Source organism: Streptomyces sp. NBC_00457 (assembly GCF_036014015.1).
Classification (GTDB): domain Bacteria; phylum Actinomycetota; class Actinomycetes; order Streptomycetales; family Streptomycetaceae; genus Streptomyces.
Map to the genome: position 1 here is coordinate 222,871 of NZ_CP107905.1, position 25,343 is coordinate 248,213.

The 25,343-nt window shown below is 69.4% G+C and carries 18 protein-coding genes; 1 reads left to right on the top strand and 17 read right to left on the bottom strand.

The features are described 5' to 3' along the window. Positions 1–145: 145 nt before the first annotated feature. From OG828_RS01115 to OG828_RS01185, 15 genes are all read right to left on the bottom strand, one after another. Entirely contained in the window at positions 146–1,714 is a 1,569-nt protein-coding gene (locus OG828_RS01115) for a DUF6851 domain-containing protein (protein ID WP_328349247.1), read from the bottom strand. Positions 1,715–3,155: 1,441 nt separating this feature from the next. Further along, complete coding sequence (locus tag OG828_RS01120; protein WP_328499767.1) at positions 3,156–3,446, bottom strand: hypothetical protein; 291 nt, start codon at positions 3,444–3,446, stop codon at positions 3,156–3,158. 292 nt (positions 3,447–3,738) lie between these two features. Further along, the gene (locus OG828_RS01125; RefSeq protein ID WP_328499768.1) at positions 3,739–4,332 is read right to left on the bottom strand and encodes a DoxX family protein; all 594 of its coding nucleotides are present in this window, start codon (positions 4,330–4,332) and stop codon (positions 3,739–3,741) included. A gap of 172 nt (positions 4,333–4,504) precedes the next feature. Further along, positions 4,505–5,440, bottom strand: coding sequence for an aromatic prenyltransferase (locus tag OG828_RS01130; protein WP_328499769.1), 936 nt, complete (start codon positions 5,438–5,440; stop codon positions 4,505–4,507). 565 nt (positions 5,441–6,005) lie between these two features. Beyond that, positions 6,006–6,674: a TetR/AcrR family transcriptional regulator gene (locus tag OG828_RS01135; protein ID WP_328349252.1), complete on the bottom strand. Its 669-nt coding sequence runs from the start codon at positions 6,672–6,674 to the stop codon at positions 6,006–6,008. Positions 6,675–6,685: 11 nt separating this feature from the next. Beyond that, on the bottom strand, positions 6,686–8,230 hold the full coding sequence (locus OG828_RS01140; RefSeq protein WP_328436294.1) for an MFS transporter: 1,545 nt from the start codon (positions 8,228–8,230) through the stop codon (positions 6,686–6,688). 300 nt (positions 8,231–8,530) lie between these two features. Next, positions 8,531–10,087 carry a vanadium-dependent haloperoxidase gene (locus tag OG828_RS01145; RefSeq protein ID WP_328499770.1) on the bottom strand — a complete coding sequence of 519 codons (1,557 nt, stop codon included), beginning with the start codon at positions 10,085–10,087 and terminating at the stop codon, positions 8,531–8,533. Between the two features lie 867 nt (positions 10,088–10,954). Further along, on the bottom strand, positions 10,955–11,878 hold the full coding sequence (locus tag OG828_RS01150; RefSeq protein WP_328436296.1) for an aromatic prenyltransferase: 924 nt from the start codon (positions 11,876–11,878) through the stop codon (positions 10,955–10,957). Between the two features lie 467 nt (positions 11,879–12,345). Continuing rightward, positions 12,346–13,617: a cytochrome P450 gene (locus OG828_RS01155; protein WP_328499771.1), complete on the bottom strand. Its 1,272-nt coding sequence runs from the start codon at positions 13,615–13,617 to the stop codon at positions 12,346–12,348. Positions 13,618–13,630: 13 nt separating this feature from the next. Beyond that, entirely contained in the window at positions 13,631–14,545 is a 915-nt protein-coding gene (locus OG828_RS01160) for an aromatic prenyltransferase (protein WP_328499772.1), read from the bottom strand. Positions 14,546–14,583: 38 nt separating this feature from the next. Continuing rightward, positions 14,584–15,654 (bottom strand): polyprenyl synthetase family protein, encoded by a 1,071-nt coding sequence (locus tag OG828_RS01165; protein WP_328499773.1) that lies wholly within the window; start codon positions 15,652–15,654, stop codon positions 14,584–14,586. 468 nt (positions 15,655–16,122) lie between these two features. Further along, complete coding sequence (locus OG828_RS01170; protein ID WP_328436299.1) at positions 16,123–17,709, bottom strand: class I adenylate-forming enzyme family protein; 1,587 nt, start codon at positions 17,707–17,709, stop codon at positions 16,123–16,125. A gap of 168 nt (positions 17,710–17,877) precedes the next feature. Continuing rightward, complete coding sequence (locus OG828_RS01175) at positions 17,878–19,026, bottom strand: DegT/DnrJ/EryC1/StrS family aminotransferase (RefSeq protein ID WP_328349260.1); 1,149 nt, start codon at positions 19,024–19,026, stop codon at positions 17,878–17,880. A gap of 5 nt (positions 19,027–19,031) precedes the next feature. Beyond that, entirely contained in the window at positions 19,032–19,598 is a 567-nt protein-coding gene (locus OG828_RS01180) for a cupin domain-containing protein (protein WP_328349261.1), read from the bottom strand. 7 nt (positions 19,599–19,605) lie between these two features. Next, positions 19,606–20,673: a type III polyketide synthase gene (locus OG828_RS01185; RefSeq protein WP_328349262.1), complete on the bottom strand. Its 1,068-nt coding sequence runs from the start codon at positions 20,671–20,673 to the stop codon at positions 19,606–19,608. A 561-nt stretch (positions 20,674–21,234) separates the two neighbouring features. Between OG828_RS01185 and OG828_RS01190 the strand changes: the two genes are divergently transcribed. Next, on the top strand, positions 21,235–22,551 hold the full coding sequence (locus OG828_RS01190; protein WP_328436301.1) for a multidrug effflux MFS transporter: 1,317 nt from the start codon (positions 21,235–21,237) through the stop codon (positions 22,549–22,551). A gap of 505 nt (positions 22,552–23,056) precedes the next feature. Here OG828_RS01190 and OG828_RS01195 read toward each other — a convergent pair. Then, positions 23,057–23,413, bottom strand: a complete 357-nt coding sequence (locus tag OG828_RS01195; protein WP_328349264.1) for a DUF3099 domain-containing protein — start codon at positions 23,411–23,413, stop codon at positions 23,057–23,059. A gap of 144 nt (positions 23,414–23,557) precedes the next feature. Continuing rightward, on the bottom strand, positions 23,558–25,315 hold the full coding sequence (gene qcrB / locus OG828_RS01200) for a cytochrome bc1 complex cytochrome b subunit (protein ID WP_328499774.1): 1,758 nt from the start codon (positions 25,313–25,315) through the stop codon (positions 23,558–23,560). Positions 25,316–25,343 lie beyond the last annotated feature (28 nt).

The following is a 25,343-nucleotide window of genomic DNA, read 5'->3' on the forward strand; positions in this document are numbered from 1 at the left end:
AGCGCTGCCCCGCTCACCAACAGGCGGTGCCTGCCCCTTCGCTCCCGGCCCGGCGCCGGCCGGGAGCAGGGCGCGGACGGTGACCGGGGGTGTCCGCCGCTGCGGCGGGCGGGCCGTGTGCCGGCGCCCGCCCGCCGCAGTACGGTCAGTTCTTGACCTCGCCCTTGACGTGCCGCTGCACGAATTCGTAGGCCAGGTCGCCGAACTGCTCACCGAATTCGACGGACCGCTCGACCGTCTTGCGGAAGTGCACTCCGCCCCACACCCGGCTCGCGGCGCAGTCCTTGACGAACTCGGTCCAGGTGGGCCAGTAGATTTCGAGGTCGCGGGCGGGAGAGAGCCCCGGCTCCACCAGCGTCGAGCCGGCCTTGACGGTGAATCGCCAGTCCAGCTCGTCATCGCCGAAGAAGCGCCGCGCCGCCTGCGCCTCGGCGGAGCAGATGGTCGTGGAGCCGGACGGGTACTCGGCGTGGTCCCCCACGTTCAGGTAGGGCATCCACTCGTTGGCGGGAATGTCGTTGACCGTCCCCTGGCCGGGGCCGCCCCAGGCCGTCACCCGGCGGTTGCCGTACACGTGCCGGACCGCGCTGATCGGCCGCACGGCGTCGTACTTGATCTTCTGGTGCCAGGCGACGATCAGCGGTTCGAACGTCGACAGCAGGTGGGTGAGGAAGAAGTGAGCCCAGCCGTGCACGCCCAGCTCGCGGTTGTGGCGCCGCGCTATGAAGATCGTCGAGTGGCCGATGCCCCACACCTTGTTGTCCATGATCTCCGCCATCACCTTCTGCTCGTCGGTGAGATTGGCGGAGGCCTCCAGGATCTCGTCCACCGACTGCTTGTAGGCGCGGGGCCGGGTGTGGTCGATGTGCAGCGGCGGGGCGAGCTCGAACCGGCTCGGGTCCTTGAAGGAGTAGGGCTTGACCTTGCGTATCTGCGGGGTGATGAAGTTCTGGACGGTGAAGATGCCCATGTCACCCAAGCCCGCACCGAGGCGGCGGCGATGAGTGGTCACCTGCGGCTGCCAGCGTGAGGGGTTGACCAGTTCGAAGGCGGTGTTCACGGGCCGGTAGCCGGTGTAGTCCGCGTAGGGCCTGGGGTTGTACCGGCGGCCGCCCTCGGTGCCCAGCATGTTCATGCCGTCCCGCTTACGGGCCGCGATGACGCCCTTGCCGGCGAGGTTGCCGATGCCGACCGGACTGGTCGGGTTCTCCGACTCGTCGTCGGGGTTCAGGCCGAGCGTGGTCATCAGCTGCCGGATGGCCGGCACCCGCTCCGCCACCACGGCTTTGGCCACTTGGTACGTGGCGTGGATGAGGGCGATGTTCATGTTCCGGTTGGTGGCGGACTCGCTGGAGGGACGGCGGCCGACCCGGGTGTACACGCCGACGGCGGTCGGGTGGTACGGCGCCACCGCGTCGAACCAGGCGATCGTCGTCAGGTGGTTGACCCAGAGGAACATGGTCACGTCCATCGGGGCGAACACGGCCGCTGCGGGCGACTGGCCGGCGTTCTCGTCGCTGGGCTGGAAGAATTCGATGTAGTTGCCGGTATCGAAGTCGAAGTCGACGGGCGCCGCCGCCGCGGTGGACGAGCCGGCGGCTGCCGATGCGGTGGAACCCACGGTGGCCAGCGCCGCGACCGAGGCACCACCGATCAGCAGCGACCTGCGCTGCGGCGAGAAGCCGGGGACGGAAGAACGTCCGGACGTCGTCATGCGTTGTGTCCTTTTCTTCAAGAAGGAGAGGTCTACACGTCCAAGGCGAGGCCGCTGAGAACGGACCATGCCCTGGAGATCAAGCCGGGCCCCTTGCTGTCCCGGGCACCCCTCACCACATCGAGACAAGGCGGCCCCGAAGCGGCTGAGAGCACTGCGTCTTGCACCACACAGCGTTGATCAGGCCCGCTGCACGCGGACCCCGGACCGACTAGCTCCCTGCGACGTACTGATCCACGGCGTTCTGCGCTCTTCCTGAACCGGCCGGTGAACCGAAACCCACCAGCCGGCCACGTGCTCCCGCACCACTCGCAAGACCATACGAACCACGCGATGAACGACCAGCACACGGCACCGCGGGCGCCACACAGACGACGCTCCCCCTGCCGTCCGAGATGGCCAGCACCTCGACGTTCACGCGAACTCCCCCTGTCTCGTGCCCGAGCGGTCCGGTCACTCCGCAGGCGTCAACGGATGCCAGTCCGGCGGCCACAACACTAAAAACAGGACAGCCGGTCTGTCAATACCAAACCGCACGCCCCGTATTTATCGCCCCAGAGGCCGGGAGCATCACCGGCCACCGGGCACCAACACCCCTTGCCTTCCAGCAGAGTTCAAGTCAGTCGGAAGACGTCCTGCACGGAACGAGACCGGGGGGCACCGGGGCTGCCGGGCAGGTACCGGCTTGCCGGGTCCGGGGCGGCACTGTCCACCCGTGCCCGCTCGCCTCGCCCGGCTTCACGGCCTCGCCCTCACGGGCCCCGCCGCCACGATGACGCCGCCCCCGGCGTCCTCGAGCACACGTCCAGCGATCACATCGGCCGGCCCTGCCGCCCCCTGGACCGGGCATCCGGCACGCCCAGGCCCCAGCCACGGCCCTCGACGCCTTGGCCCACCAGGCCAGCTGCTCCTCCCACCGTCCCCCCGGCGCGTCCGGCTGCGTGGAGGGTGACCACGGCGGCCGGGCAAGCCCTGGGCGAGGGAGGGATACGCCGGGGAAGCCGCCCAGCACAGCCAGGCCTCCCGGACCGCTTCCTGCGCCTCGCTCTCGCTGCCCGGTATCCGGTGGACGCTCGCGATCAGCGGCGGACGCAGTTCCCCGGACTCCCCGGCCCGGCTCACACCGGCTCTCCTCCCTTGACATCCCGGTGCATCCCGGTGCATCCCGGTGCCGCAACGAAGCCACGCAGTTCCCCGCCGGACTCCTCCAGTCCCGCCAGGTCACGGGGGCACCCGCATCGGCCGCTGCCCGGCGCACACAGCCGGACCACGGCAACCACCCCGACGGCCCGCACACGTCGACGCACCCCGGGGGATGAGGGCGGGCGGGTGCGGATGCGGACGCGGAGAGGACACCCGAAGGCTCCATCCCCGGCAGGGGTGAGCCACATGTCCCGTACGGGCCAGGGGACTTGTGGCCGCCGGGCAGTCGCGGTCCAGCTCACACCGCCGCACCGGGGCTTTGCACGTCCTGCTGTTCCTGCTGGGCGGCGTACACCGCGAGGAAGACGGCCAGCCCCCGCACCCCGCCACCGCCCGGCCCCCACCCGGTGACCGGGACACTGCGCCCCCACCCCGTCGACAGCGCGCCGTGCGTGCGCAGCGCGGCAGCGGCCAACTCGCCGGCCGGGCTGTGGCAGTGGCCTGGATCGGCGCAGGTCATGGCAAGGGCCTCGGCCCAGGCCGCGGAGGCCATCTCGGCGTTGCACACGGGCAGCTTCGGGTTCGGCACGGCGGGACTCCTCGGCTTCATCGCCCGGTCGGCTCCGGTGATTTCCTGGTGCGGCAGTGGTGCAGGCGGTGCCGTGTGCGGCAGTGCCGCCTCACACCGGGGAAGCGGTTAATCGGCGCTGACGAAGGGGACCGGCTGCGGACGGAAGGGATCAGCGCCGGTGTCTGACGCAAGGCCCTGCGTCTGCGGGCCTGCTCGTCGGGGACCGGGCGCCGGCGCGCCGGGACAACGGCGAAGGGGTGGTGGCCGTCCGCCGTGACGGTCTGGCCGGGTTCACGGCGATCAGGTACGGCTATTTCTCCACCTGCCCCACATCCAGCGGGCGGCGTGACTCGGCCCGGTGGACGGGCACCGGCTGAAGCTGCCGGCCGGCCGGCAACATGCCGGTGGCGCGGGGGGCGGCCACCCCCAGGAGCGGACTTTCCGGCCCAGACGCCTTGCCGATCCGTGACTTCGAGTGGCCGATAACCACAAGCGCAGCCGCGATGAGCACCAGGTTCTTCAGAATGTACTGCCCCTCAACCGTGCCGATGGCATACCCCTTCCAGGTATGTTCCGGGAAGATGAACAGCGGAGTGAATGTTCCCGCCATATGCCCGAGCAGCACCACGATCGTCGGCCTGAGCGCCTTCCCGCTTATGAGCAGTATCCCGATAATCGATTCCAGCCCGCCGGTCAGAAGGGAAGCGGCTCCTCCTTCGATGATTCCGAACGTCAGCCGCTCTACGGTCTCCTCGACCAGTGATTCCGCTGGACTCATTCCCGGGAAAAGCTTAGGAGCTCCGAACCAAAGGAAGATAACCCCTATGGAGATCCGCAATGCAGCGATCCCGAACGAGGCGCCAAACCTCTCGAGAGAGCATACAATAATTCCATAGATGCGCATAACACCAGGCCTCCTTTCGCATGTATTCTGATTGACGCCCCCTGGGCGTGATCTGAACTGTTCGGTCGAAGATGCTGGATTTCTTCTGGGGAGAATCTGCGCAACGTCTGCGCTGTGGCACGGCAGGACGCGCCACGCGCCCGCTGGGGCGTGGCGCGTCCTGCCGTGCGCCCTATCCGGTGGTGCCGGCGGGTGCCCCGGCGTCCGCTCCGGGGTCGGATGCGAGCAGGAAATGCTGTACGCCGGGCTGCCACTGGTAGTACGACTGCAGTTTGTGGTACTCGCCGTTCGGCGACGCCGTGATGGCGTAGACGAACTGACGGTCGGCGGTGCTGTACGGGGCCTTTTCCACGAACTGCTTGATTTCTGGTTCGATCTGAACGGGGAGTGTCATCGGATCCGTCGTCATGGCGGCGTACGTGATCCGTTCGATCTTCGGGGAATCCCAGCTCAGAGTGGTGTAGATTCCGAACCCCTGCCCGCCGAGCTGCAGCATCCGCTCGCTCGGATCCGGCATTCCGATCTCGCGGAGAATCGACCGCATCCCGTCCGGCTCGAAGCATTCAGCGGGTATCCTGCCGAAGTACAGATTCACCGATCGGTGCGAGTAGTCGATCCCGATCAAGGTGACGATGTCGGCCAGGCCGTGCCTCGTGAAGAAGTCGAGGTTCTCGGACAGGCTGCGCGGCATCGACGGGAGGCCGGCAAGCTCGGACAGCGACTGAACGCCACCCGTAGGGAAGAAGGACCACGTCTTCTTGAATCCGCCGACGACACCGAAGTCAATACCGCAGCTGCCGATGGGGAAGTTCCGGTGGATTTCTCCCAGGAGAGATCCTACGGGGTGGCCCGTCTCCGCGATGAGACCGTTCGACAGGGCGACCGCATACGGGTCGAGCTCCTTGGGGAGCATCGTGAAGCGGCACTCGAAATCTCCTGCATTGCGTGCGCCGGTCGCTACCCTGAAAGCAATCACGGACTGCGCGAGCATATCCCCGTACGCGGTCATGATGGGCCAGACCTTGTCGCTCGAGCAGGTTACGTTCGCCAATCGAGCTGATTCCTCGATGACCGAGTAAAGGTCTGCCAACTCGGCGGATTCCGACATTCGTCCTCCACTATCGATCCGACGCCTGTTTTTGAATGGTGTTCTCTCGGGCCGGGGCCGATTCCTGCGGGCACCCGAGCCGTGCCGACGGCGCCCCCCGGCCTGAGGCCGGGGGGCGCGGATTGAGGCCTGCGCGGGCGCAGCCGGTATCCGGGGCCTTCGCCGGTGTCCTGGTCCGCTGCGGCTGGACCCGATTTGGGCCGGGTACGGCGCACCGGGTTACGGGAAGGGTTTTTCACCAGTTCCTGCTCATGGCACGGCCGGGCGGGACAGTGCCACATGCCGCGGCTCCCGGGCGGTCTGGGCGAAAACGCCACCGCACGAGGATGTTGAACAAGGAAGAGAATCTGTGCCATACGCGGCACGGCTTCGGTCTCGCCGGTACAAGCCGGCGGCTACGGGCTCAATCCATGCCGCACAGAATTTGGGCAGGGAGAACTTGCTGAAATAGTGACATGGGTGACGCCTCCATGCCAAGAGCCCTCAAAGTGACCTGGGTCACTCGTCAAGCTCAAGCAGGGAGGCGCCTGAGAGCGACTCCGCCGGACCACGGCGGTTCGGCACGTCACAGCGTCATGCCGCGCTCCAGCACTGCCAGTGCCCGTTCGACGGTCTCCAGCAGGTCTCCCTCCTGGCCCCGGTTGACCCAGTCCAGCATCACTTGGGCGAGTGCGCCGACCATCGCGCCGACCACGACCCTGAGCTCCAGGTCGTCCTCCGACCGCCCGGTCCGCTCCGCCAGCGCCCGGCAAAGACGCTCGACGTTGTGGTCCATGCCCTCGTGCATCTGCGCCCGCAGCGCCGGAACCTGGCCGATGAGCTGCAGCCGCCGCAGCAGCAGCTCATCGGTGAGTTCCTGGGACAGCATGCGCATCGAGCCGACGATCGCCTCCCGCAGGGAGACCAGGGGCGGCTCCGCCGCCGGGCGCTCACGAAGGGTCTGGTCCAGCACCAGGGCGTCGGCCATGAGGACGATGTCCTCCTTGGTGGCGAAGTACCGGAAGACGGTACTCGGGGAGACCTCCGCGCCCTCCGCGATCTGCTCGACGGTGGTGCTGTCGTAGCCCTGCTCCGCGATGAGCCGGTAGGCCGACTCGCGGATGGCCTGGCGCGTGCGCACCTTCTTGCGTTCGCGCAGGCCGAGGCCGGCCTCGTCGGCTGCGGCTCCCCGCCCCTGGCCGGGGGCGGGATTCTTCGGGGACCGGGCGGCGCGGCGAGTTGCTGGGGAGGACATGGGCGCCATTGTCATCCACTGCTGTCCGCGGGGGCCAACTCCGCGGCGTCCGGCATCTCGTCCTCCTTCTTCTGCTGCGGCTGCTTGTGTTCCGGGAGCCGGGCCGCGACGAGCACGGCGATCAGCAGCGCTGCGATGCCGCAGATGAGCAGCACCGTGTTCATCCCGGAGACGTAGGCCTCGTTCGCCGACTCCGTCAGCTGGGGCAGGCTCAGCTGGTCGGCGACACCGTGCGCGGCGACCACCGACTCTTCGGCCCGGTCGGCGGCCGCCGCGGGCAGCCCGTCGGTGTCGATCCCGTCGATGAACCTGGTGCTCAGCACGCTGCCGAGGACCGCGACACCGATGGCACCGCCGACCTGGCGCAGGGTGGAGAGCAGCCCGGTGCCGCTGCCCGCACGGTCCTGGGGCAGCGCGCCGATCGCGCCGTCCATGGCCGGCACCATCGCGAAGCCGAAGCCGAAGCCGGTGATGGTGAGCCACAGGGCGGTGTAGCCGTAGCCGTCGGAGACGTCGGTGCGGCTGCCGAGCAGCATGGCGACGGCGAACAGCACCATGCCCAGGGTGATCAAGGGCCGGGAGCCGAACCGCTCCATCAGCTTCGGCGCCTGCTTCCCGACCACGATCAGCCCGATCATCAGCGGGGCGATCCGCAGCCCGGTGCCGAACGGGTCGTTGCCCATCACCGCCTGCAGGTACTGCGGCGTCACGAACAGCAGGCCGGTGACCACGAGGGTGGCCAGGACGGCCACGAGCGTGTTCCAGCCGAAGGCGCGGTCGCCCAGCAGACGAAGGTCGAGCATCGGGCGCTCGGCCCGGCGCTCGCGCAGCACCAGCCCGACGAGGAGCACCACGGAGCCGACCAGCGTCGCCACGACCAGCGCGTCACCCCAGCCCCGGGAGGGTGCCTCGATGACGCCGAACACCAGCGCGCCGAGGCCGAGGACACCCAGCGCCGTGCTGAACACGTCGACGCGCGGGGCCGACGGATCCCGGGTGTCGGGGATCAGCATGCAGACCGCGATACCGATGGCGACCAGCGGGATGTTGAGCACGAAGATCGAGCCCCACCAGAAGTTGTCGAGCAGCCAGCCGCCCAGCAGCGGACCGAGCGGCATGCCGATCGACGCCCCCGCCGTGACCGCGCCGATCGCCTTCGTCCGCTCCGCGCCCTCAAAGAGCGAGGGAATGACGGCGAGCGACAGCGGCATGATCAGCGCACCGCCGGCGCCCATCACCGTACGGGCAGCGATGACCATGGCCGAGCTGTCGGCGAACACGCCCATGCAACTGCCGATCATGAAGATCACCAGTCCGGTGACCAGCAGCTTGCGCCGGCCGAAACGGTCGCCTAACAGGCCCGCGGGAAGCATGCAGGCGGCAAAGACCACCGCGTACGAATCCACGATCCACTGCAGTTCACCCGTGCTCGCCCCGAGGTCCGCCGCCATCGTCGGCAGCGCGACGTTCATGATCGTCAGATCGAACCCCAGGACGAGCACGCTGACGACGATGCCGACGAGGGCCCACCGCTTCGCCTTCTGCGAATCCACCATCACCCCTCCAGAGAGAGTGTCTATCTTTAGGGAGTCGCCTACTTTTAGATAGGCGGCACTCTTTCGGTAGTGACTGTCACAATAGCGGCTGCGGCACCCGGGCGCCACCCTTCGTCACCTCTTCGCGGCCAAGGTCCGAGGGCTCCGGCACGCTGTGTGCAACGCGGCTGGCGGCAGCCGGTACGGGGTGCGGTGCTCGAAGGGCGTGCCTCGCGGAGCGTCGCCGGCCGCACGCCGGTCCCCAAGCACGCGACGGGGCGGCGGGCCGTATACCGGCACCCGCCGCCCCGACAAGGAGCCTCAGTGCTTGACGTCGCCCTTGATCTGCTTCTGCACGAACTCGTAGGCCAGATCGCCGAACTGCTCGCCGAAGACGACGGACCTCTCGATCGTCTTCTTGAAGTGCACGCCGCCCCACACCCGGCTGATGGCACAGTCCTTGACGAAATCGGTCCAGGTGGACCAGTACAGCTCCACGTCCTTGGCCGGGGAGATCCCCCGCTCCACCTCCGTCGAGCCGGCGGGAGCGACATGCCTCCAGTCCAGGACGTCGTCGTCGAAGAAGCGCCGTGTCGCCTGCGCCTCGGCGGAGCAGAGCGTCGTGGAGCCGGACGGGTACTCGGGGTGGTCCCCCACGTTCAGGTAGGGCATCCACTCGCTGCCGGGCATGTTGCGGACCGTTCCCACACCGGGTCCGCCCCAGGCGGTCAGCTTGCTGCGGCCGTACACGTGCCGGACCGCGCTGGACGGCCGCACGACGTCGTACTTGTTCTTCTGGTACCACGCGGCGATCAGCGCGTCGTAGATCGCCGTCGAGTTCGTCGCGAACAGGTGGACCCAGCCGTCCAGGTCCAGCTCGTGCGCGCTGGCCGCCGCCTTCCCCGACTGGCCGATGCCCAGCAGCTTGTTGTCGAAGAACTCCGCCTTCACCTTCTGCTCGTCGGTGAGATTGGCCTGCGCCTCCACGACCTCGTCCACCGAGCGCTTGTAGGCGCGCATGTTGGTGTGGTCGATGTGGTTGGGCGGGGCGAGCCGGTACTTGCCCGGGTCCTGGTAGGAGTGGGGCTTGACCAGTCTCATCTGCGGGGTGACGAACTGCTGGACGATGAACACGCCCTTGTCGCCCGCGCCCTCGCGCAGGTTGCGGCGGCGGTGGGGCCCGCTCTGCGGCTGCCAGCGGGAGGGGTGGACCAGCTTGTAGGCAGAGTTCACGGGCGCGTAGCCGGTGTAGTCCTCGTAGGGCCGGCCGTGGTACTCGCGGCCCTCGTCGCCGAGCATGTTCATGCCGTCGCGCTGGAAGTGCGCGACGACGGCCTTGCCGGCGAGGTTGCCGATGCCGACCGGGCTGGTCTTGTCCTGCGACTCGTCGCCGGGGTTCAGGCCGACCGCCTCGAACAGGGTCTGGAACTCCGGAAGCCGGTCCGGGATCAGGCCCTTGACCACCTGGTAGGTGGCGTGCAGGCCGGCGATGTTCTTGTTCCTGTTGGTGGCGGCCTCGCCGGCAGGACGGCGGCCGAGCCGGGAGTAGAAACCCACCGCGGTCGGGTGGTACGGCGCCACCGCGTCGAACCACCCGACCGACGTCGCATGGGTGAACCGCATCAGCAGGGTCACGTCCATGGGGGCGACGAGTTCCTCGAAGGTGTTCCGGTCGGACCTGGCGATCAGGTCCCGGATGAAGTTGCCGGACTCGAGGTCGAAGTCGATGGGCGCCGCTGCCGAGGCGGCGGACGCGCCGGCGGCTGCCGTTGCGGTGGAACCCACGGTGGCCAGCGCCGCGACCGAGGCACCACCGATCAGCAGCGACCTGCGCTGCGGCGAGAAGCCTGAGACGGAAGAACGTCCGGACGTCGTCATGCGTTGTGTCCTTGTCTTCAAGAAGGGGCGGTCTGCACGTCCAAGGCGACGCCGCTGAGGCAGGACATGCCTTGGAGATCGAGCCGGGTCCTTGCTGCCCCGGGCACCGGTCACCGCGTCGAGACACGCGGCCTCGAAGCGGTGGTCGGCGCTGTGGCCGCTCGTGCGCCACACACGTTGATCAGGCCCGCTGCACACGGGCCCCGGACCGGCTAGCTCCCCGCGGCGTACTGATCCACGGCGTCATGCCCGCGTCCCGTACCGGCCGGGAATTGGAAACCCCCGGCCGGGCCGCTCACTCCCGCACCCCCCGCAGGACAACGCGACGCACGCGGCGAACGACCTGCACACGGCACAACAGACGCCACGGAGACGACGCTCCCCCTGCCGTCCAAGGTGCCCAGTGCCCCGACGTCCACGCGAACTCCCCTGCCCTGTATCCGAGTTGGCCCGGTCATTCCGCGGCACATCAGCGGATGCCAGTCCGGCGGCGACAACACTAAAAACAGCGCAAGCGGTCTGTCAATACAAAACCGCGCGCCCCGTATTTCTCCGCCGTGGAAACCAGGCACAACACCAGGCCACCGGCCCCCCACACCCCGCGCTCCCAGCAATATTCGAGCGTTCCCGGAGCCGTCCTCCACAGATCCCGGGACCGGGCGAGAGGCAGTAATGCCGTCGCGCAGGGGTCAATAAACAGGGCCTCGGTCGGTTTTAATTCGGGCCCGCCCGCCATCCGCCCCGGGCCGTGCCGGCAGGTCCGGGGGCGGCCGCGCCGCCGGATCCCGGTCCGCCCCAACGGTCCGGGACCCCGAGAAGGTCCGGGGTGCCGCCCCGGACTCAGACACTCATCGGCCGGCGAGCCCTCTAGAACTCCTGCTTGTGGATCGCCGACAGAACCTTCCGGTGCAGTGGCGAGAGCTGGTAGTACGACGCGACATCAAGGCATTCTCCATCGGGCGTCCATTTGACACCCAGGAGGTTCACCCGACCGCCCGGGTAGGTATACGGGGCGTTCTTTGCGAACTTCTGGATTCCCGGCTCGACGTGCACGGGAAGTGTCGACGGGTCCACGCCGCGGGCCGGCGGCGGGGCGAAGCAGAACCGCACGATCCTCGAAGAATCCCAGCCGAGGGTCACATTGACCCTGAACGCACCCCGAGCGAACTCCAGCATCCGTTCGTCCGGATCCGGCAGGCCGGTTTCACGAAGCATCGACAGGATGTTCTGCGGTCCGCGGCATTCATCCGAGAGCCGGGTGAAGTACAGATTGATGGTGTTGCGCCGGTAGTCGAACGCGATCATCGCCACGTCATTCAGTCCATGACGGGCGAAGAAACCGAGATTGCCGGCCACGGCGGGCGGCATGGACGGGATGTCGGCAAGTTTTGACACCGCCTGCAGGTCATGAGGAAAGTGCGCATAGATCTTCTTGAAGCCGCCGGCGACTCCACAGTCGATCATGAACTCGTTGACAGGGCACCGCTGCTGGACTTCCGAGAGCAGGGCCCCCACGGGATGGCCGGTCTCCGCGACAAAGCCCTTCGCCAGAGCGAGGGCGTACGGATCGCCGACCTCTGCAGGCACGTTGATGGTGTAGTCGAGCTCCCCTGCGTGGCGCTCGCCGGTCTGCACGGTGAGCGCCACCCCGGCCTGCGCCAGTGCCTCCCCGTCAGGAAAGTACGCGGTCAGGATCGGCACGACCTTCTCCCGTGAGCAGGCGGCCCCCACCAGCCGGGCTGATTCCTCGATGGCCGAGTACACCTCGTCGACCACGGTGACTGCAGACATTCGTCCTCCAAGTGTCGATCCAACGCTCTGCTGCTGAACTCAGCCGGCACAGGGCCTTCGCACGTGCCGTGTGACCGCGGGTTCCGGCGGGGCCCGGCAGGGGTGAGGCCGCGTCGCCGGTCATCGACGACGGGTGGGTGAACGGTCCGCGCCGGCTGATGCGTCGGGGCCGGCCGGCGGCCCACCGCAGACGCCGCCGGACGCGGTGTCCGCCGGCGATGCCCCAGCGCTGGTCCGGGGGCGCTCATTGGGCTGCCGCACGGCGGTCTCGGGTCGGGCCAGGCGTGCGGAAACAGTGACACGGTGGCCATCTCGCGCCAAGGGCACCGGAGGTGCGGCCCCTTCACGCGCGAGGGAACGTCGAGCCCGCCTCCAGCGGCAATCCGCCCGGCTCCTGCCGGGCGGCATACCCCGCGCTGCGGCCGAGGCGAAAGCCGTGGGCGGTCCCTTTTCGGTGTCCTGGAGAACTACCGCGGCTGAGGGACCATGAGAAGCCGGCGGGGATGAAGCGTGGTCTCCGCCGCTTTACGGATCCGGCTGCCGGCCTCGACGGTCAGCTGCCATTCCTGCACCACCGCACCCAGGAGGATTTCAAGTTCTTTCCAGGCGAACGATTCCCCGATGCACCCTTTCGCACCCGTCCCGAAAGGGATGTACGAGGCTTCGTCCGCGGCCGGCCGCGTCGAGAGCCACCGGTCGGGATCGAACCGGTGCGGGTCCGGGTAACGGACGGGATCTCTGTGCAGCAGATACGAACTGAACAGCACGTGGGTGCCCTCGGGGAATGAACGCTCACCCAGCCTGACCGCCGTAAGGGCCCGCCGGCAGGTGATCCACACCGGCGGGTAGAGCCGCAGCACCTCCATCAGGAACCGGAGGGTGTAACTGGCCGGCCCCCGCCCATGAGCCGGTGCGACGCCTCCGCCTCCCGCCTGCGCCATGTCCTTGAGGACCTTCTCCTCGATCAGGGGTTCCTCGGACATCACATACAGCGCCCAGGACATCACCGATGCCGTGGTGACCGTGGCCGCCGTCAGCAGCATGACCGCCTCGGCGCAGACCTGCTCCGCGGTCAGCGGGGGGGTGCCGTCCTTTGCGGAGTCCGACACAAGTGCCGACAGATAGTCCGTCCCGGAGCCCGGCGAGCGCAGCGGGCCGGCTATGCAGGAGGCGAGCAGTGCGCGGACGTCCTCCCGTGCCCGCCCAAGCCGCTCGGACGACCTCTGCCGCTGTGCCCGCGCGGCCGCCTTTCCATGGAGCGGCCTCCTGATCATTTCCCAGGACAGCGCGGCAAGACGCTCACCGAGAACCGCCGACCTGTCCGGCGGCAGGCCGTGGAGAAGAGTGCTCAGGGCGATTCCGGCGGAAACCCGGCACATCTCGGCCTGGATGTTCACGGCCTGCCCGGGACGCCACGAGGTCACCGCGGCACGGGCGATCTCCCGCATGACCGGGGCGTAGTCGGCGACCGCCGCGGTCCGCAGGTGCGGATGGGCCAGTCGCCGGTAGTGCCGGTGGACGGACTCGTCCTGCGCGAGGAGCCCCGCCCTGCTGAGGTTCCTGGCCTTCTGGAAGAGTTCGCCCTTTCCGTAGTTCTTGCTGTCCTTGACCAGGATGCGGTGGACCAGGGCCGGGTCCGTGACGAACTCCGCGCGGGCGCCGTCCACCGTCACCGTGCGGATCGAGTGGCCCCGCAGGAGATGCTCCAGCCGGCTGAAGTGAAAGACTGCCGATTCCATGTGACGGCCCGGGCTACGCGGCGTCTGCGGCAGGGTCGGCCGACGGCATCAGATCCAGTCGGCTGCGCGGCTGGAACCGGTAGTACGACTGGAGTTTGTAGTACTCCTCGCCGGACTTCGTCATGGCCGCGTAGACCATCTTGGGGTGGTCCACGCCGTACGGGACGCTCTTCACGAATCGTTCGATCTTCGGGCCGAGCCGGGCGGGCAGCGACAGCGGATCCTGGGTCTTCACGCTGAAGGCGATCCGCTCGATCTTTGAAGTGTCCCAGTTCAGCGTGGCATAGAACCCGAATGCCTTCTCGCAGAACGTGAGCATCTGTTCGCTCGGATCCGGGATTCCTATGTCCCGGTGCATCGACAGGAGGGCCTGCGGTTCGCGGAGTTCGCCCGGGAACTCGGTGAAGTACAGATTGACTGTCCTGCTGTGGTAGTCGATCCCTATCACGTCGACCCTGTCGTCCAGGCCGCGGTCGGCGAAGAAGCCGGCATTGTCGGCCAGGCTGCGGGGCATCGACGGAATGCCGCAGAGCTTCGGAAGGCTCTGATACTCGCTCTCCGGGAAGTACACCCAGATTTTCCTGAATCCGCCCACGACCCCGAAGTCGACGCCGTAGAGGTCGACAGGGCATCGCTGCTCGATGTCCGAGACCAGCAGCTCCACGGGATGCCCGGTCTCGGTGATCAGGCCGCACGACCGGGCGCGGACATACGGATCGACGTGCGTGGGCACCGTGAAACGGCAGTCGAACTCTCCTTCATGGCGCTTGTCGGTCGCCACCCGGAAAGCAATCAGAGCCTGCGGGAGTACATCCTCGTACGCGGTCAGGACGGGCCAGATCTTGTCACGCGAGCACGTCACGCCGAGGAGCCCGGCCGATTCTTCGACGTCCGCATAGAGATCTGCCAGTTGCGCGGTTCCCGACATTCTTCCTCCAAGCGTCGATCTCGGCGTCTGGTGCAGGCTCAGGTGTTCCGGTAGGCGCCGCGCACGGCCATGTCTGTCAGTTCGTGGCGCCACACCGGGGCGACGGGCGCGTCGGCGAGGGCCGCGCAGCCCCGCTCGACGAGGCCGGCGATGTGCTTCTCGACGTGCTCGGGAACACCGGTGTCCAGCAGGCGGCGGCGCACCTCGTCGGGGCTGTGTCCCCCTTGCGTGATCAGACAGCGGATGCGCTCGTCGCGCTGCATGGCCCACCCCAGCAGCAGCGTCATCTTGTGCCGGCGGAAGTCGAGGCCGGCGGGCTTGCCGGTCTGCGCGGCGTCCCCGAAGGCGTCCAGCAGGTCGTCACGGAGCTGGAATGCTTCGCCCACCGCCTCGCCGTACGCGGCGAAGGCGGCAGCGAGGTCGGGCCGGCCCGCCGCGCTCGCCCCCATGACCAGCGGCCGGTGAATGGTGTAACGGCCGGTCTTGATCAGGGCGATCAGCCGGGAGAGCCGGGGATCGACCGAGAACTCGGCGGCCGCGGCGATGTCCAGGTACTGGCCGATGGTCACGTCGGAGCGCAGCCGGTGCCACTGCGCGAGCAGTGCCGGCGGCGCCTGGGACACCAGCTCGTCCGAGTAGACGAGCGCGAGGTCGCCGACGAGGATGGCCACGCCCTCGCCGAACCGGCGTGACTCGCCCTGCCAGCCCCGGCTCTGGTGCCGCTGGGAGAAGACCGTGTGCACGGTCGGCTTTCCGCGCCGCCGGCCGGAGTCGTCCAGGACGTCGTCGTGGACGAGGGCGGAGACGTGCAGCATCTCCAGGCCCGCGGCCGCCGCCACGATCCCGGGATCGCCCGGATCACCGCCGGCGGCGAGATGGCCGGTGATGCAGAAGGCGGGCCTGATCCGCTTGCCGCCCGCGGCGACCAGATCGGACAGCGCGTCGACCGCGACCACCGCCCGTTCATCCACCTCGGCGTAGCGGGCGCGCTCGGCGGAGAGAAACGAGCTCAGCCGCTGCTCCACCCGCTGCAGCAGGTCATCGGTGATGCTGCGCACGCAGGCAGCCGGCTCCTGACCGGTGCCGGGCCAGGAGGTCACCTCGGTCACTGAATATCTCCTTGGGCAGGAGGAATGAGCACGTGAGGCGGAGTGCGGAGTGCGGCGCATGAGTGAGCCCGGCCGGGCAGGACGTGCCGGCCGGGCAGGCCCCGGGCTCTGCACCGCGGCCCGGCTCACGCCGGCTTCAGCGGGGTGAGCAACGATCGGCAGCGAGCCGGCAGTGGCGCACCGGCCGGCCGGCTGCGCCGTGTCCGCGACGCCGCCGCGGCCGGCCGGGTCGGCGCACGGGTCGCGCGGGTGCGCACCCGCGCGGGTCCGGTTCCGTGCCCTTTGCACACCGTCGTTGCACCGGGCCCTCCCTCCCCCATGGCAGCGGCAGCCGGGCCGGATGGCCGGCCTGGGAACACCGCTCAGCAGCACGCCGGCGGTCCCGAGGCCGGCCCGGCAGCAGAATCCGGCGGCGTCCTTGGGTGTCCGCCTACGCCGCCTCGGACCGGCAGGTGGCTGCGTGGCGGGTCACGCCCGCCGCTCCCGCTCCTGTTCGAGCCGGCGGGCCAGGGCGAGCCGCTGCACCTTCAAGGTGGCGGTCCGCGGCAGTTCGGCCTGCGGGATCTGGACGGGGTCGGCCAGCTGGGGGAAACCGGCGACGGCCGCGCGCCAGCGGCCCCGGTCCAGCGGCTGGTCGTCGACGGTGCAGATCACCGGGACCGCCTCGCCGCCCGGGCCCTGCACCACGACCAGCTCGCTCAGTTCGCTCAGCTCGCCCAGCACCACGTCCTCGATCTCCAGGGAGCTGCGCACCCCGGGGATCATGTCGACCTCCCGGTCGAGCATGTGCAGACAGCCGAACCGGGTGCGGTAGCCGACGTCGCCGGTGCGCCACCACTGGCCGTTGCGGTTGGCGTCGTAGCGGTCCTGCTCGGCGAAGTAGGTCTTGGCGATGCCGTCCCAGGCGACCTCGATGAAGCCGGGGCTCTGCTCGGACGGCGCCCTGCCGTCCCGGCTCACCACGCGGATCCTCGCGGCGCCGTGCGGCATGGCCCAGCCGACGCAGCGCCCGTTGGCCTTGTGGGCGGAGTGGCGGAAGTAGGCGCGGCCGACGGCCGGACCGACCTCGCTCTGCCCGTAGATCTGGAAGAACAGCGCCCCGCGCCGGTCGGAGGCCTTCAGCAGCCGGCTCATCGTCCCGGGGTGGATCGCGTCGAAGGTGCTGCTGAAGACCTTCACCGACCCGAACGGCGCTCGCGGGTCCTCGGCCAGCCCCTCCCACTCCATCAGCGAGTTGGGCAGCGCCTCGATGAAGGCCGGCCGGTGCTCGATGAGCTGCTCGGCGACGTCGGCGGGGTCCGACTCCCGCATGAGCAGGACCGGGTACTGCTTGAGCAGGGCCAGGGACATCGCCGCGACCATCCGCGAGTGCACGAAGGGCACGTGGATCGCGACGGTCTCCTTCTTCCGCATCAGGGACAGCAGCCGCCACTGCGGTACCAGGCGGATGCCCTGGGTGCGGGGCGTGTGCACCACGAGCTTGGGAATCCCGGTGGTGCCGGAGGTGTGGGTGATCACGGCGGCCTCGTCGATCGGCCGGACCACCGGCCTGACCCGCGGCGCCCCGGCGAGCTCGGCGAGCGGCAGGGCCCCCGGCCGGTGGCCGCTGGAGGAGATCACCCGCTGGGTGATCTCCTCCAGCGGCACCTCGGCGAGGACGTCGAGCTTGGCCGCGTCGGTGAGCAGGGTCGGCCGGCCGACCCGCTCGAGCAGGACGGCGACGGTCGCGGCGTCCAGGGCCGGCGACAGGTTCACCACGACCGCGCCGATGCGGGACACCGCGGCGGCGAGCATCCAGTGGTCGGCATTGGCCCTCTTGTAGAGCACGACGCGCTCGTCGGGCCGGACACCGGCCGCCCACAGGCGGCCCGCCAGGTCGTCCACGTGCTCGGCGTACTGAGCCACCGTCAGGCGCCGCCCCGCCTCGGGCAGGACGTCCAGGTCGTGGTCCAGGCTGATCGGTGTCGAGGGGTTCACGGCCGCGGCCATCTCCGGCAGCAGGCCGATGTGCAGACCGCGCTTCTGTATCGATTTGTAGGCTGTGGAGCCCTTCATGGGGACTGTCTCCTTCGGGGGCACGTCGCGAGGTCAACGGCGCACGGTGCTCGATGCGGGGCAAGGGGGCCGGGCCTGTGGTGGCCACAGGCCCGGCCCCCCCGGGGGGCGTACGGACGGCTCGTCAAAACTGCCTGGAACAACGGCCCGCCCCTGTGCCGCAGGGGCCTAGGCGGCGCGGCCGACGGGCCGTGCGTGGGTGCGCACCGCGGTACGCAGCACCTCCACGACCCGTTCGACCTGGTCCATGGTCAGCTCGGCGTGCATGGGTATGCCGAGATTGCGCCGGAAGAGATCCGCCGAGACCGGGCACACCTGCTGGGCCCCGAACGCGGGCTGCAGGTGGCTGGCCCAGGTGCCGTGCAGGCAGCCGATTCCCTGGGCCCGCAGGTCGGTGGCGACCGCCGCGCGGTCCACGCCCGGATCCAGCGTCACCAGGTAGGACTGCCAGGCGTGGGTACGGTCCGCCGGTACGTGCGGCACCGTCAGGAGTTCCTCGCCGGCGAAGAGTTCGGCGTAGCGCGCGGCGACGGCGCGCCGGCGCTCCAGCAGTTCCTCGATCCGGCCGAGCTGCACCTCAAGGATCGCCGCGGCGATGTCGGACAGCTTGAAGTTGTAGCCGATCTCGGTGAACTGAGGGATCGGCAGGCCGATGACCTGCGCCTGGTCGTAGATGCTGCCGATGCCGAAGGAGGAGAGCTGCCGCGTGTGCGCCCCGATGGCCGGGTCGGTGGCGATCAGGGCGCCGCCCTCCCCGCTGGTGGCTCCCTTGCGTCCGTGGAAGGACAGGCAGGCCACCTCGGCCAGCGCGCCCGCCTCACGCCCCTGGTAGGTGGCGCCCACCGCGCAGGCGGCGTCCTCGACGAGGAACAGCCCGTGGCGGTCGGCGATCGCCTGCAGCTGCGTGTAGTCCGCGGGCAGTCCCACCGTGTCGACGGCGATGATGCCCACCGTGCGCGCCGAGACCAGATCCGCGACCGCCTCGGGGTCCACGGTGCCGGTGTCGGCGCGTACGTCGGCGAAGACCGGCGTGGCGCCCACGTACCGCACCGCATGGGCGGGTGCCGGGAACGTGTAGTCGGCGACGATCACTTCGTCGCCCGGCTTGACGCCGAACGCGAGCATCGCCAGGTGCAGTGCGGCGCCGCAGTTGCTGACCGCGACCGCGTCACCGGCACCGTAACGTTCCTTCAGCCGGGCCTCGAGAGCCTTGCCCTTGGGGCCCTGGCCGGCCGGCCAGCCGGAGGCGAACACCTCGGCGACGGCGGCCAGTTCCTGCTCCCCCAGGCTTGCGTGCACCAGGGAAATCTTGTCCATGTCGCTCATCTCCGTTGCGCTCCGCGCTCCGTTGCCGACGGGGAATCGAGAAGAGGGGGCGGGTCGAAGCGCAGCGGCGTGATCTGACTGACGTCATAGCGCCGGCGCATCTCCTCGATGGCCTCTGCGTCCGGCGGCCCGCCGGCCGACCAGATCTCGGCGATCTCGTCGAAGTAGAGCTCGTGAATGGGTGAGGGGAAGCACTGGAACAGCATGCGCGCCGGCTGGTCCGAGGCGTTCCTGAACGCGTGCGGCGTTCCCGGGGGAACGAACATGCTGGCCCCCTCGGTGGCCCGGACGACCCGGTCCCCCTCGGGCGACTCCCACTCGTGCCAGCTCTCCTGCGTGCGCGTGATGGGCTCGAAGGCCAGCAGTTGCAGCTCCCCCTCAAGGACGTAGAAGAACTCCTGCGCATCGCTGTGGACATGGGCCCCGACATCGAACCCGGGCGGCACCACCACCTCGAAGATCGATATGGAGGAGCCGTGCGCCTCGGTGGCCTTGAAGGTCACTTCCTGCGCCTTGGTGATCAGCTTTCGCCCCTGACCGGGCGGGAGAATGAGACCAGTCATACAGGGCTCAGTCCAATTCGCCCGGTGCGTCGACGCTCCAGCGGCCCAGCGCCATCTCGGCGGTGATGCCGGGACCGAAACCCGCGATCAGACCGGTGGCGTCGGGGGCCGGGGGGTCCTCTTCGAACAGCCTGCGTGCCGCGTCGAACACGACCGCGCTGGCGATGTTGCCGTATTCGGTCAGGGTCGACCAGCTGTGACGGAACACCGTGCGGTCGACCTCGAGGAACTTGGCGAGGTCGTCCAGGATCCGCGGGCCGCCGGCGTGGACGATGTAGAAGTCGAGGTTGCCGGCGTCCCAGCTGTGGTCCTTGGCGAACTCCCGCAGCACCGGGGCCAGCGGCTCCATCGTGCCGGGCACCCGCCGGTCCAGCTGGAAGTGGAAGCCGGTGTCGCGCACCGCGTAGGAGATCCAGTCCTCGGTGTTGGGAATGAGGTAGGAGGCGTTGCGCTCCAGTTCGATGCCGACGCCGCCGCTGCCGCGCACCACGGCGGCCGCGACCGCGTCGCCGAACAGCCCGTCGGACAGCAGCGAGCCGATGTCGTCGGCGTCGGGCTGGTAGCACAGCGAGCACAGCTCGCAACTGACGATCAGGACGTTGCTTCCCGGGTGGGCCGCGCAGAAGTCGTGGGCGCGGTTGACCGCCGCGCCGCCTGCCGCGCACCCCAGCTGGGCGATGGGTATCTGCCGGGTGTCGTAGCGCAGTCCCATCCTGTTGATCAGCCATGCGGTCAGCGACGGCATCAGGAACCCGGTGCACGACACGTAGATGATGGCGTCGATGTCACGGGCCGCCACATCGGCGTTCTCAAGGGCCTGTTCGATGACCGGGGGGCACCACTTCTTGGATTCGGCCTCGTAGATGCGGTTGCGTTCGGTCAGCCCCGGGTGGCGCAGTGTCTGCTCGATGGGCTGCACGATATGCCGCTTCAGCACCCCCGTGTTCCGGATCAGCCGGAGCGCCAGAGGAAGCTGCGGCTTTCCTGCATGAGCTTGTTGGGCGAACTCCAGCGTCTCTTCCATCGTGATGACGTGTTCCGGCGCGCTCACCGCGGGCTTGCATAGCCTTGGCATATCTGGGGTCTCATTTCTCGAGAGTCTGCCTTCTGTGCGTGCAGAATCCGCGCACAGCTTCCGAAGCGGTTCTCGTCAGGTCGTTACGGCGGAGGCGGGTGCGGGGCGGCCGCGGGCAGGCCGCACCGCACAGAACGTGCCGACCACCGCGATCACTTGGGCAACAGGCGCGGCACAGGGCATGCCGGATCAGCGCCGGCGGCGCTTGCGCACTGAGGCAAAGCCGCAGGGCGCAAAGCGCCACGGCGCGTTGAGGATGTGATGCGAGAGGGAACCTGTGCCGCCACCTGGCACGGACGTCGGTCTCACCCGTACGAAACGGTGACTACGATGCTCAATCCACTGCCCCAGAACAGTTTTTGGGCAGGGAGGGCGTGCTGGAATAGTGACACGGGCGCACTCTCCGCGCCAAGACCGCCCCAAAGTGACGTGGGTCACGCCGAGTTGGGCTCAAGTGGCGCACAAGTCGATTTCTCCTGCGCCACCGGTGCCCTGCCGGTTCTGTAGCGCCCGGTTGAGAGCATCGCCGTTAGCCATGCAACGACTGGACGCGGAGGGCGCATGTCTCAGCAAGCCGAGGAAGCCGCCGCCGGACGTAAGCGATCCCCCGGGGCGCCGTCCCCGGCGACGGGACGCGATACGGCCGGCGGGGGCCCGGCGCTGCGCCGGACCGGTCTCCTCGTCACGTTCATCCTCGGCGCCCTCGCCGCGGTGCCGCCGATGTCGATGGACATGTACCTCCCGGCCCTCCCGGAGGTCACCCGCACCCTGGGCTCGACCGCCACGACCGTCCAGCTGACCCTCACCGCGTGCCTGGCCGGCATGGCGCTCGGGCAGCTGGTGGTCGGCCCGATGAGCGACAGGTGGGGACGGCGCAGGCCTTTGCTGGCCGGACTGCTCGTCTATATCGTCGCCGCCACGATGTGCGCCTTCGCGCCCACCGCCGAGGTGCTCATCGCCTTCAGGCTGCTGCAGGGCCTGGCGGGGGCGGCCGGGATCGTCATCGCCCGGGCCGTCGTACGCGACCTCTACGACGGCCTGGCCATGGCCCGGTTCTTCTCCACGCTGCTGCTGATATCCAGCATCGCCCCGATCGTCGCGCCCGTCATCGGCGGACAGGTCCTGCACGTCACCAACTGGCGCGGCATCTTCCTCGTCCTCGCCGTGATCGGCATCGCGCTCACCCTGCTCGTCTGGCGCCGGCTGCCGGAGACCCTGCCCGCGGAGCGGCGGCAGAGCGGCGGGGTACGCGCGGCCCTGTGGATCATGCACGGGCTGTGCGCCGACCGGATCTTCACCGGGTACCTGCTGACCAACGGCTTCGCCTACGGAGCGCTGTTCTCCTACATCGCCGCCTCACCGTTCGTGATCCAGGACATCTACGGGGCGTCCCCGCAGACCTTCTCGCTGCTCTTCGGCCTCAACTCGCTCGGCCTGATGATCGTCGGCCAGATCAACGGCAAGATCCTCGTCGGCCGGGTCCGCCTGGACAAGACGCTCGGGTGCGGACTGGCGCTGCTCACCCTCGCCGGGGCGGCGCTGCTGCTGGTGACGCAGGGCGCCTTCGGCACCGCGGGGGCGGTGCCGATCGCCGCCTGCCTCTTCGTCATGATCTCCTCGCTGGGCCTGATCCTGCCCAACACCAACGCGCTCGCGCTGATGCGCACCCCGCACGCCGCGGGGTCCGCCTCCGCGCTGGTCGGCACGTCGTGCTTCCTCATGGGAGCGATCGCCTCCTCACTCGTGGGGATCGCGGGCAAGCAGACGGCGGTGCCGATGGCCTTGGTCCAACTGGGCAGCGCACTGGCCGCGTTGGTCTGCTTCCTGGCGGTGTGCCGCCCCTGGCAGAACCGGGCCGCGGTGAAGGCACCGCACTGACCGCCGCTGCGCGGGCGTGACCTTGACCGCCTGCCGGAGCACGGGTGCTCCGGCAGGCGGCCTTGTGACGGGACCGGGCACGGTGACCGCGGATGCCGCACGGCCCGGCGCCCTGTCGTGTCCGCCGGCCGCGGCCCCGGCGACGCAGGGCGGCAGTGCGGGACGGCGGGTGCGCCTGGACGACGGCGTCGCCGAGGCCGGCGGGCGTTGGCTGCGCTGGGCGGGGTGCAGCTGTGCGTGGGGTGGCTGCCCCGGGGGTGGGTCGCGCAGCCCGGCGCTGACGGGGTGCCGCCTGCGCCCACCCGTGCCGCCCCAGGCGGCACGCATGCCCGCAGCTTGGGCGGGACGGTGCGGCCGGCCCCGCACGGGGCGCCGCGGTGGCAGCCGGGTGCGGTGGAGGGTCGCACGGCACCGGATCCGCCGCCGCAAGCCCTAGGCACCACCCCCGACGCCCCAGCCCCCGGCCCCTTCCGGCGCCCCGGCGCGCGCCCACGCGTGTGCCCGGTCAGCCCGCCGTGTTGCGTTCCGGTGGCAGGATCAGGGTGGGTTCCAGGACGACGCGGGTGGCGGGCTCGTCGCCGGCCGGCGTCAGCGCGGGCCTCACGCCGCGCTGCTGGCGCCACCCGGCCTGGGCGGCCACCACGGCGACGTAGGGGATGACGACCCCGCCGACGAGGGCGCAGACGCCGACGGCGGGCCAGCGGTTCCAGGTGAGGGCCATCAGGACCACACAGGCGGTGCGCACCAGCATCGCCACGATGTAGCGGCGCTGGCGCACGCGCAGATCCTGCGTCAGGCCGGTGCGTGCCCGGGTGATGGATGCGGCGCGGGGTCCGTCCCGGCGCCATGGGGTGGGGCTCATCGGGCCTCCGTGGATGCTGGGGCATGGGCCGCCGGGACGAGGGCAACCGGCGGGGCCGGCGGTGAAACGACGGCGGCGCGGGTGACCGTCCCCTGATCACCCGCGCCGCCGTATCCGGCCCGGTCCTGTGCGTCGCAGACCGGGTCAGTGCGGTTCCTGGTCCGGCTCCCGCTCCTCGCCGGCGGCCTGCCTGCCGGTGTCCAGGGGCCCGCCTGCCGACGGGCCGTGTCCGTTGGACGAGCCGTGTCCGTTGGACGGGCCATGTCCGCCCGGCGAGTGGCCGGAGTGTTCCAGGGCGTGCCGCATGTCCTGCGGTGTCGGCTGCGGGATCTGGTTGCCGTACAGCCAGCGGCTGAGCCGGTGGCGCAGCATCTCCTTGCGGGCCTGCGGGTTGGGCACGCCGCCGTTCTCCGGTGCGGGGGCCGGCACTGTCTCGCGCACCTCCTTGGACAGCAGGGTGTAGGCCTGGGGGCGGTCGAGGGGCGCGTGGACCTCGACGAACTCGCCGTGCGGCAGCCTTCTGATCTTTCCGGTCTCGCGGCCGTGCAGGAGCTTGTCGCGGTCGCGGCGTTGCAGGCCGAGGCAGATCCGCCGGGTGAGGACGTAGGTCAGTGCCGGGACGACGAAGAATCCGATCCGCACCGCCCAGGTGATCTGGTTCAGGGACAGATGGAAGCGTTCGGCCAGGACGTCGTTGGCGCCGCCGAAGAACAGCACCAGGTAGAGGGCGACGAAGGCGCAGCCGAACGCGGTGCGGGTGGGGTGGTCGCGGGGGCGGTCCAGGAGGTGGTGTTCGCGTCTGTCGCCGGTGACCCAGGCTTCCAGGAACGGCCACAGGGCGATCACCGCCATCATGACGGTGGGCAGGATGACGGCCGGCAGCAGGACGCCCATGTTGACGGTGTAGCCGCCCGGGACGACGAACTCCCAGGCGGGCATGGCCCGCAGGGCGCCCTCGAGGAAGCCCATGTACCAGTCGGGCTGGGAGCCCTGGGAGATCTGGTCGGCGCGGTAGGGGCCGTAGGTCCACACGGGGTTGATCTGGGCGATGCCGGCCATCAGCGCGAGCACGCCGAACACGAGGAAGAAGAACCCGCCGGCCTTGCCCGCGTACACCGGCATCAGGGGCTGGCCGACGACGTTCTTCTCGGTGCGGCCCGGTCCCCGGAACTGGGTGTGCTTGTGGTAGAAGACGTAGATCAGGTGGACGGTGACCAGGGCGACGATGATGCCCGGGATCAGCAGGATGTGGAAGCTGTAGAACCGGGGAATGATGTCGTGTCCCGGGTATTCGCCGCCGAACAGGAACAGCGTCAGATAGGTCCCGACCACCGGGATGGCGAGCGTGACGCCTTCGGCGATGCGCAGACCGGTGCCCGAGAGCAGGTCGTCGGGGAGCGAGTACCCGACGAAGCCCTCCAGGGTGACCAGCACGAGCAGCGTGAAGCCGATCAGCCAGTTGGCCTCGCGCGGCCTGCGGAACGATCCGGTCAGGAAGTGCCGCAGCGTGTGGATGCACAGCGCACCGATCATGACCAGCGCCGACCAGTGGTGCAGCTGGCGGATGAACAGGCCGCCGCGCACGTCGAAGCTGATGCGCAGGGTGGAGGCGTAGGCCTGGGACATCGGGATGCCGTGCAGCGCTTCGTGTGACCCGTGGTAGACGGTCTCGGTCATGCTCGGGTCGAAGAACATGGTGAGCCAGGTACCGGTGAGAAGCAGGACGATGAAGCTGTAGAGCGCTATCTCGCCGAACATGAACGACCAGTGGTCGGGAAAGACCTTGCGGATCAGGAACCGGAAGTTGTAGATCCCGAGCCGCGAGTCCGTCCAGTCGGCGATGCGCTCGCCCGCCGGCGGTGTGGTGCGCCCCGTGTGCGGCGCCCTTTCGGTCGTGCTCATACCCGCGCGCCCTCCCCCCGCCGCTCGG

Bases quoted from the DNA above. Each gene is read 5' to 3' on its own strand.
- OG828_RS01145 (WP_328499770.1), bottom strand. From the start codon at position 10,087: ATGACGACGTCCGGACGTTCTTCCGTCTCAGGCTTCTCGCCGCAGCGC.
- OG828_RS01155 (WP_328499771.1), bottom strand. From the start codon at position 13,617: ATGGAATCGGCAGTCTTTCACTTCAGCCGGCTGGAGCATCTCCTGCGG.
- OG828_RS01195 (WP_328349264.1), bottom strand. From the start codon at position 23,413: ATGAGCCCCACCCCATGGCGCCGGGACGGACCCCGCGCCGCATCCATC.
- OG828_RS01115 (WP_328349247.1), bottom strand. From the start codon at position 1,714: ATGACGACGTCCGGACGTTCTTCCGTCCCCGGCTTCTCGCCGCAGCGC.
- OG828_RS01125 (WP_328499768.1), bottom strand. From the start codon at position 4,332: ATGCGCATCTATGGAATTATTGTATGCTCTCTCGAGAGGTTTGGCGCC.
- OG828_RS01175 (WP_328349260.1), bottom strand. From the start codon at position 19,026: ATGGACAAGATTTCCCTGGTGCACGCAAGCCTGGGGGAGCAGGAACTG.
- OG828_RS01180 (WP_328349261.1), bottom strand. From the start codon at position 19,598: ATGACTGGTCTCATTCTCCCGCCCGGTCAGGGGCGAAAGCTGATCACC.
- qcrB (WP_328499774.1), bottom strand. From the start codon at position 25,315: ATGAGCACGACCGAAAGGGCGCCGCACACGGGGCGCACCACACCGCCG.
- OG828_RS01190 (WP_328436301.1), top strand. From the start codon at position 21,235: ATGTCTCAGCAAGCCGAGGAAGCCGCCGCCGGACGTAAGCGATCCCCC.
- OG828_RS01135 (WP_328349252.1), bottom strand. From the start codon at position 6,674: ATGTCCTCCCCAGCAACTCGCCGCGCCGCCCGGTCCCCGAAGAATCCC.
- OG828_RS01185 (WP_328349262.1), bottom strand. From the start codon at position 20,673: ATGCCAAGGCTATGCAAGCCCGCGGTGAGCGCGCCGGAACACGTCATC.
- OG828_RS01160 (WP_328499772.1), bottom strand. From the start codon at position 14,545: ATGTCGGGAACCGCGCAACTGGCAGATCTCTATGCGGACGTCGAAGAA.
- OG828_RS01170 (WP_328436299.1), bottom strand. From the start codon at position 17,709: ATGAAGGGCTCCACAGCCTACAAATCGATACAGAAGCGCGGTCTGCAC.
- OG828_RS01150 (WP_328436296.1), bottom strand. From the start codon at position 11,878: ATGTCTGCAGTCACCGTGGTCGACGAGGTGTACTCGGCCATCGAGGAA.
- OG828_RS01130 (WP_328499769.1), bottom strand. From the start codon at position 5,440: ATGTCGGAATCCGCCGAGTTGGCAGACCTTTACTCGGTCATCGAGGAA.
- OG828_RS01140 (WP_328436294.1), bottom strand. From the start codon at position 8,230: ATGGTGGATTCGCAGAAGGCGAAGCGGTGGGCCCTCGTCGGCATCGTC.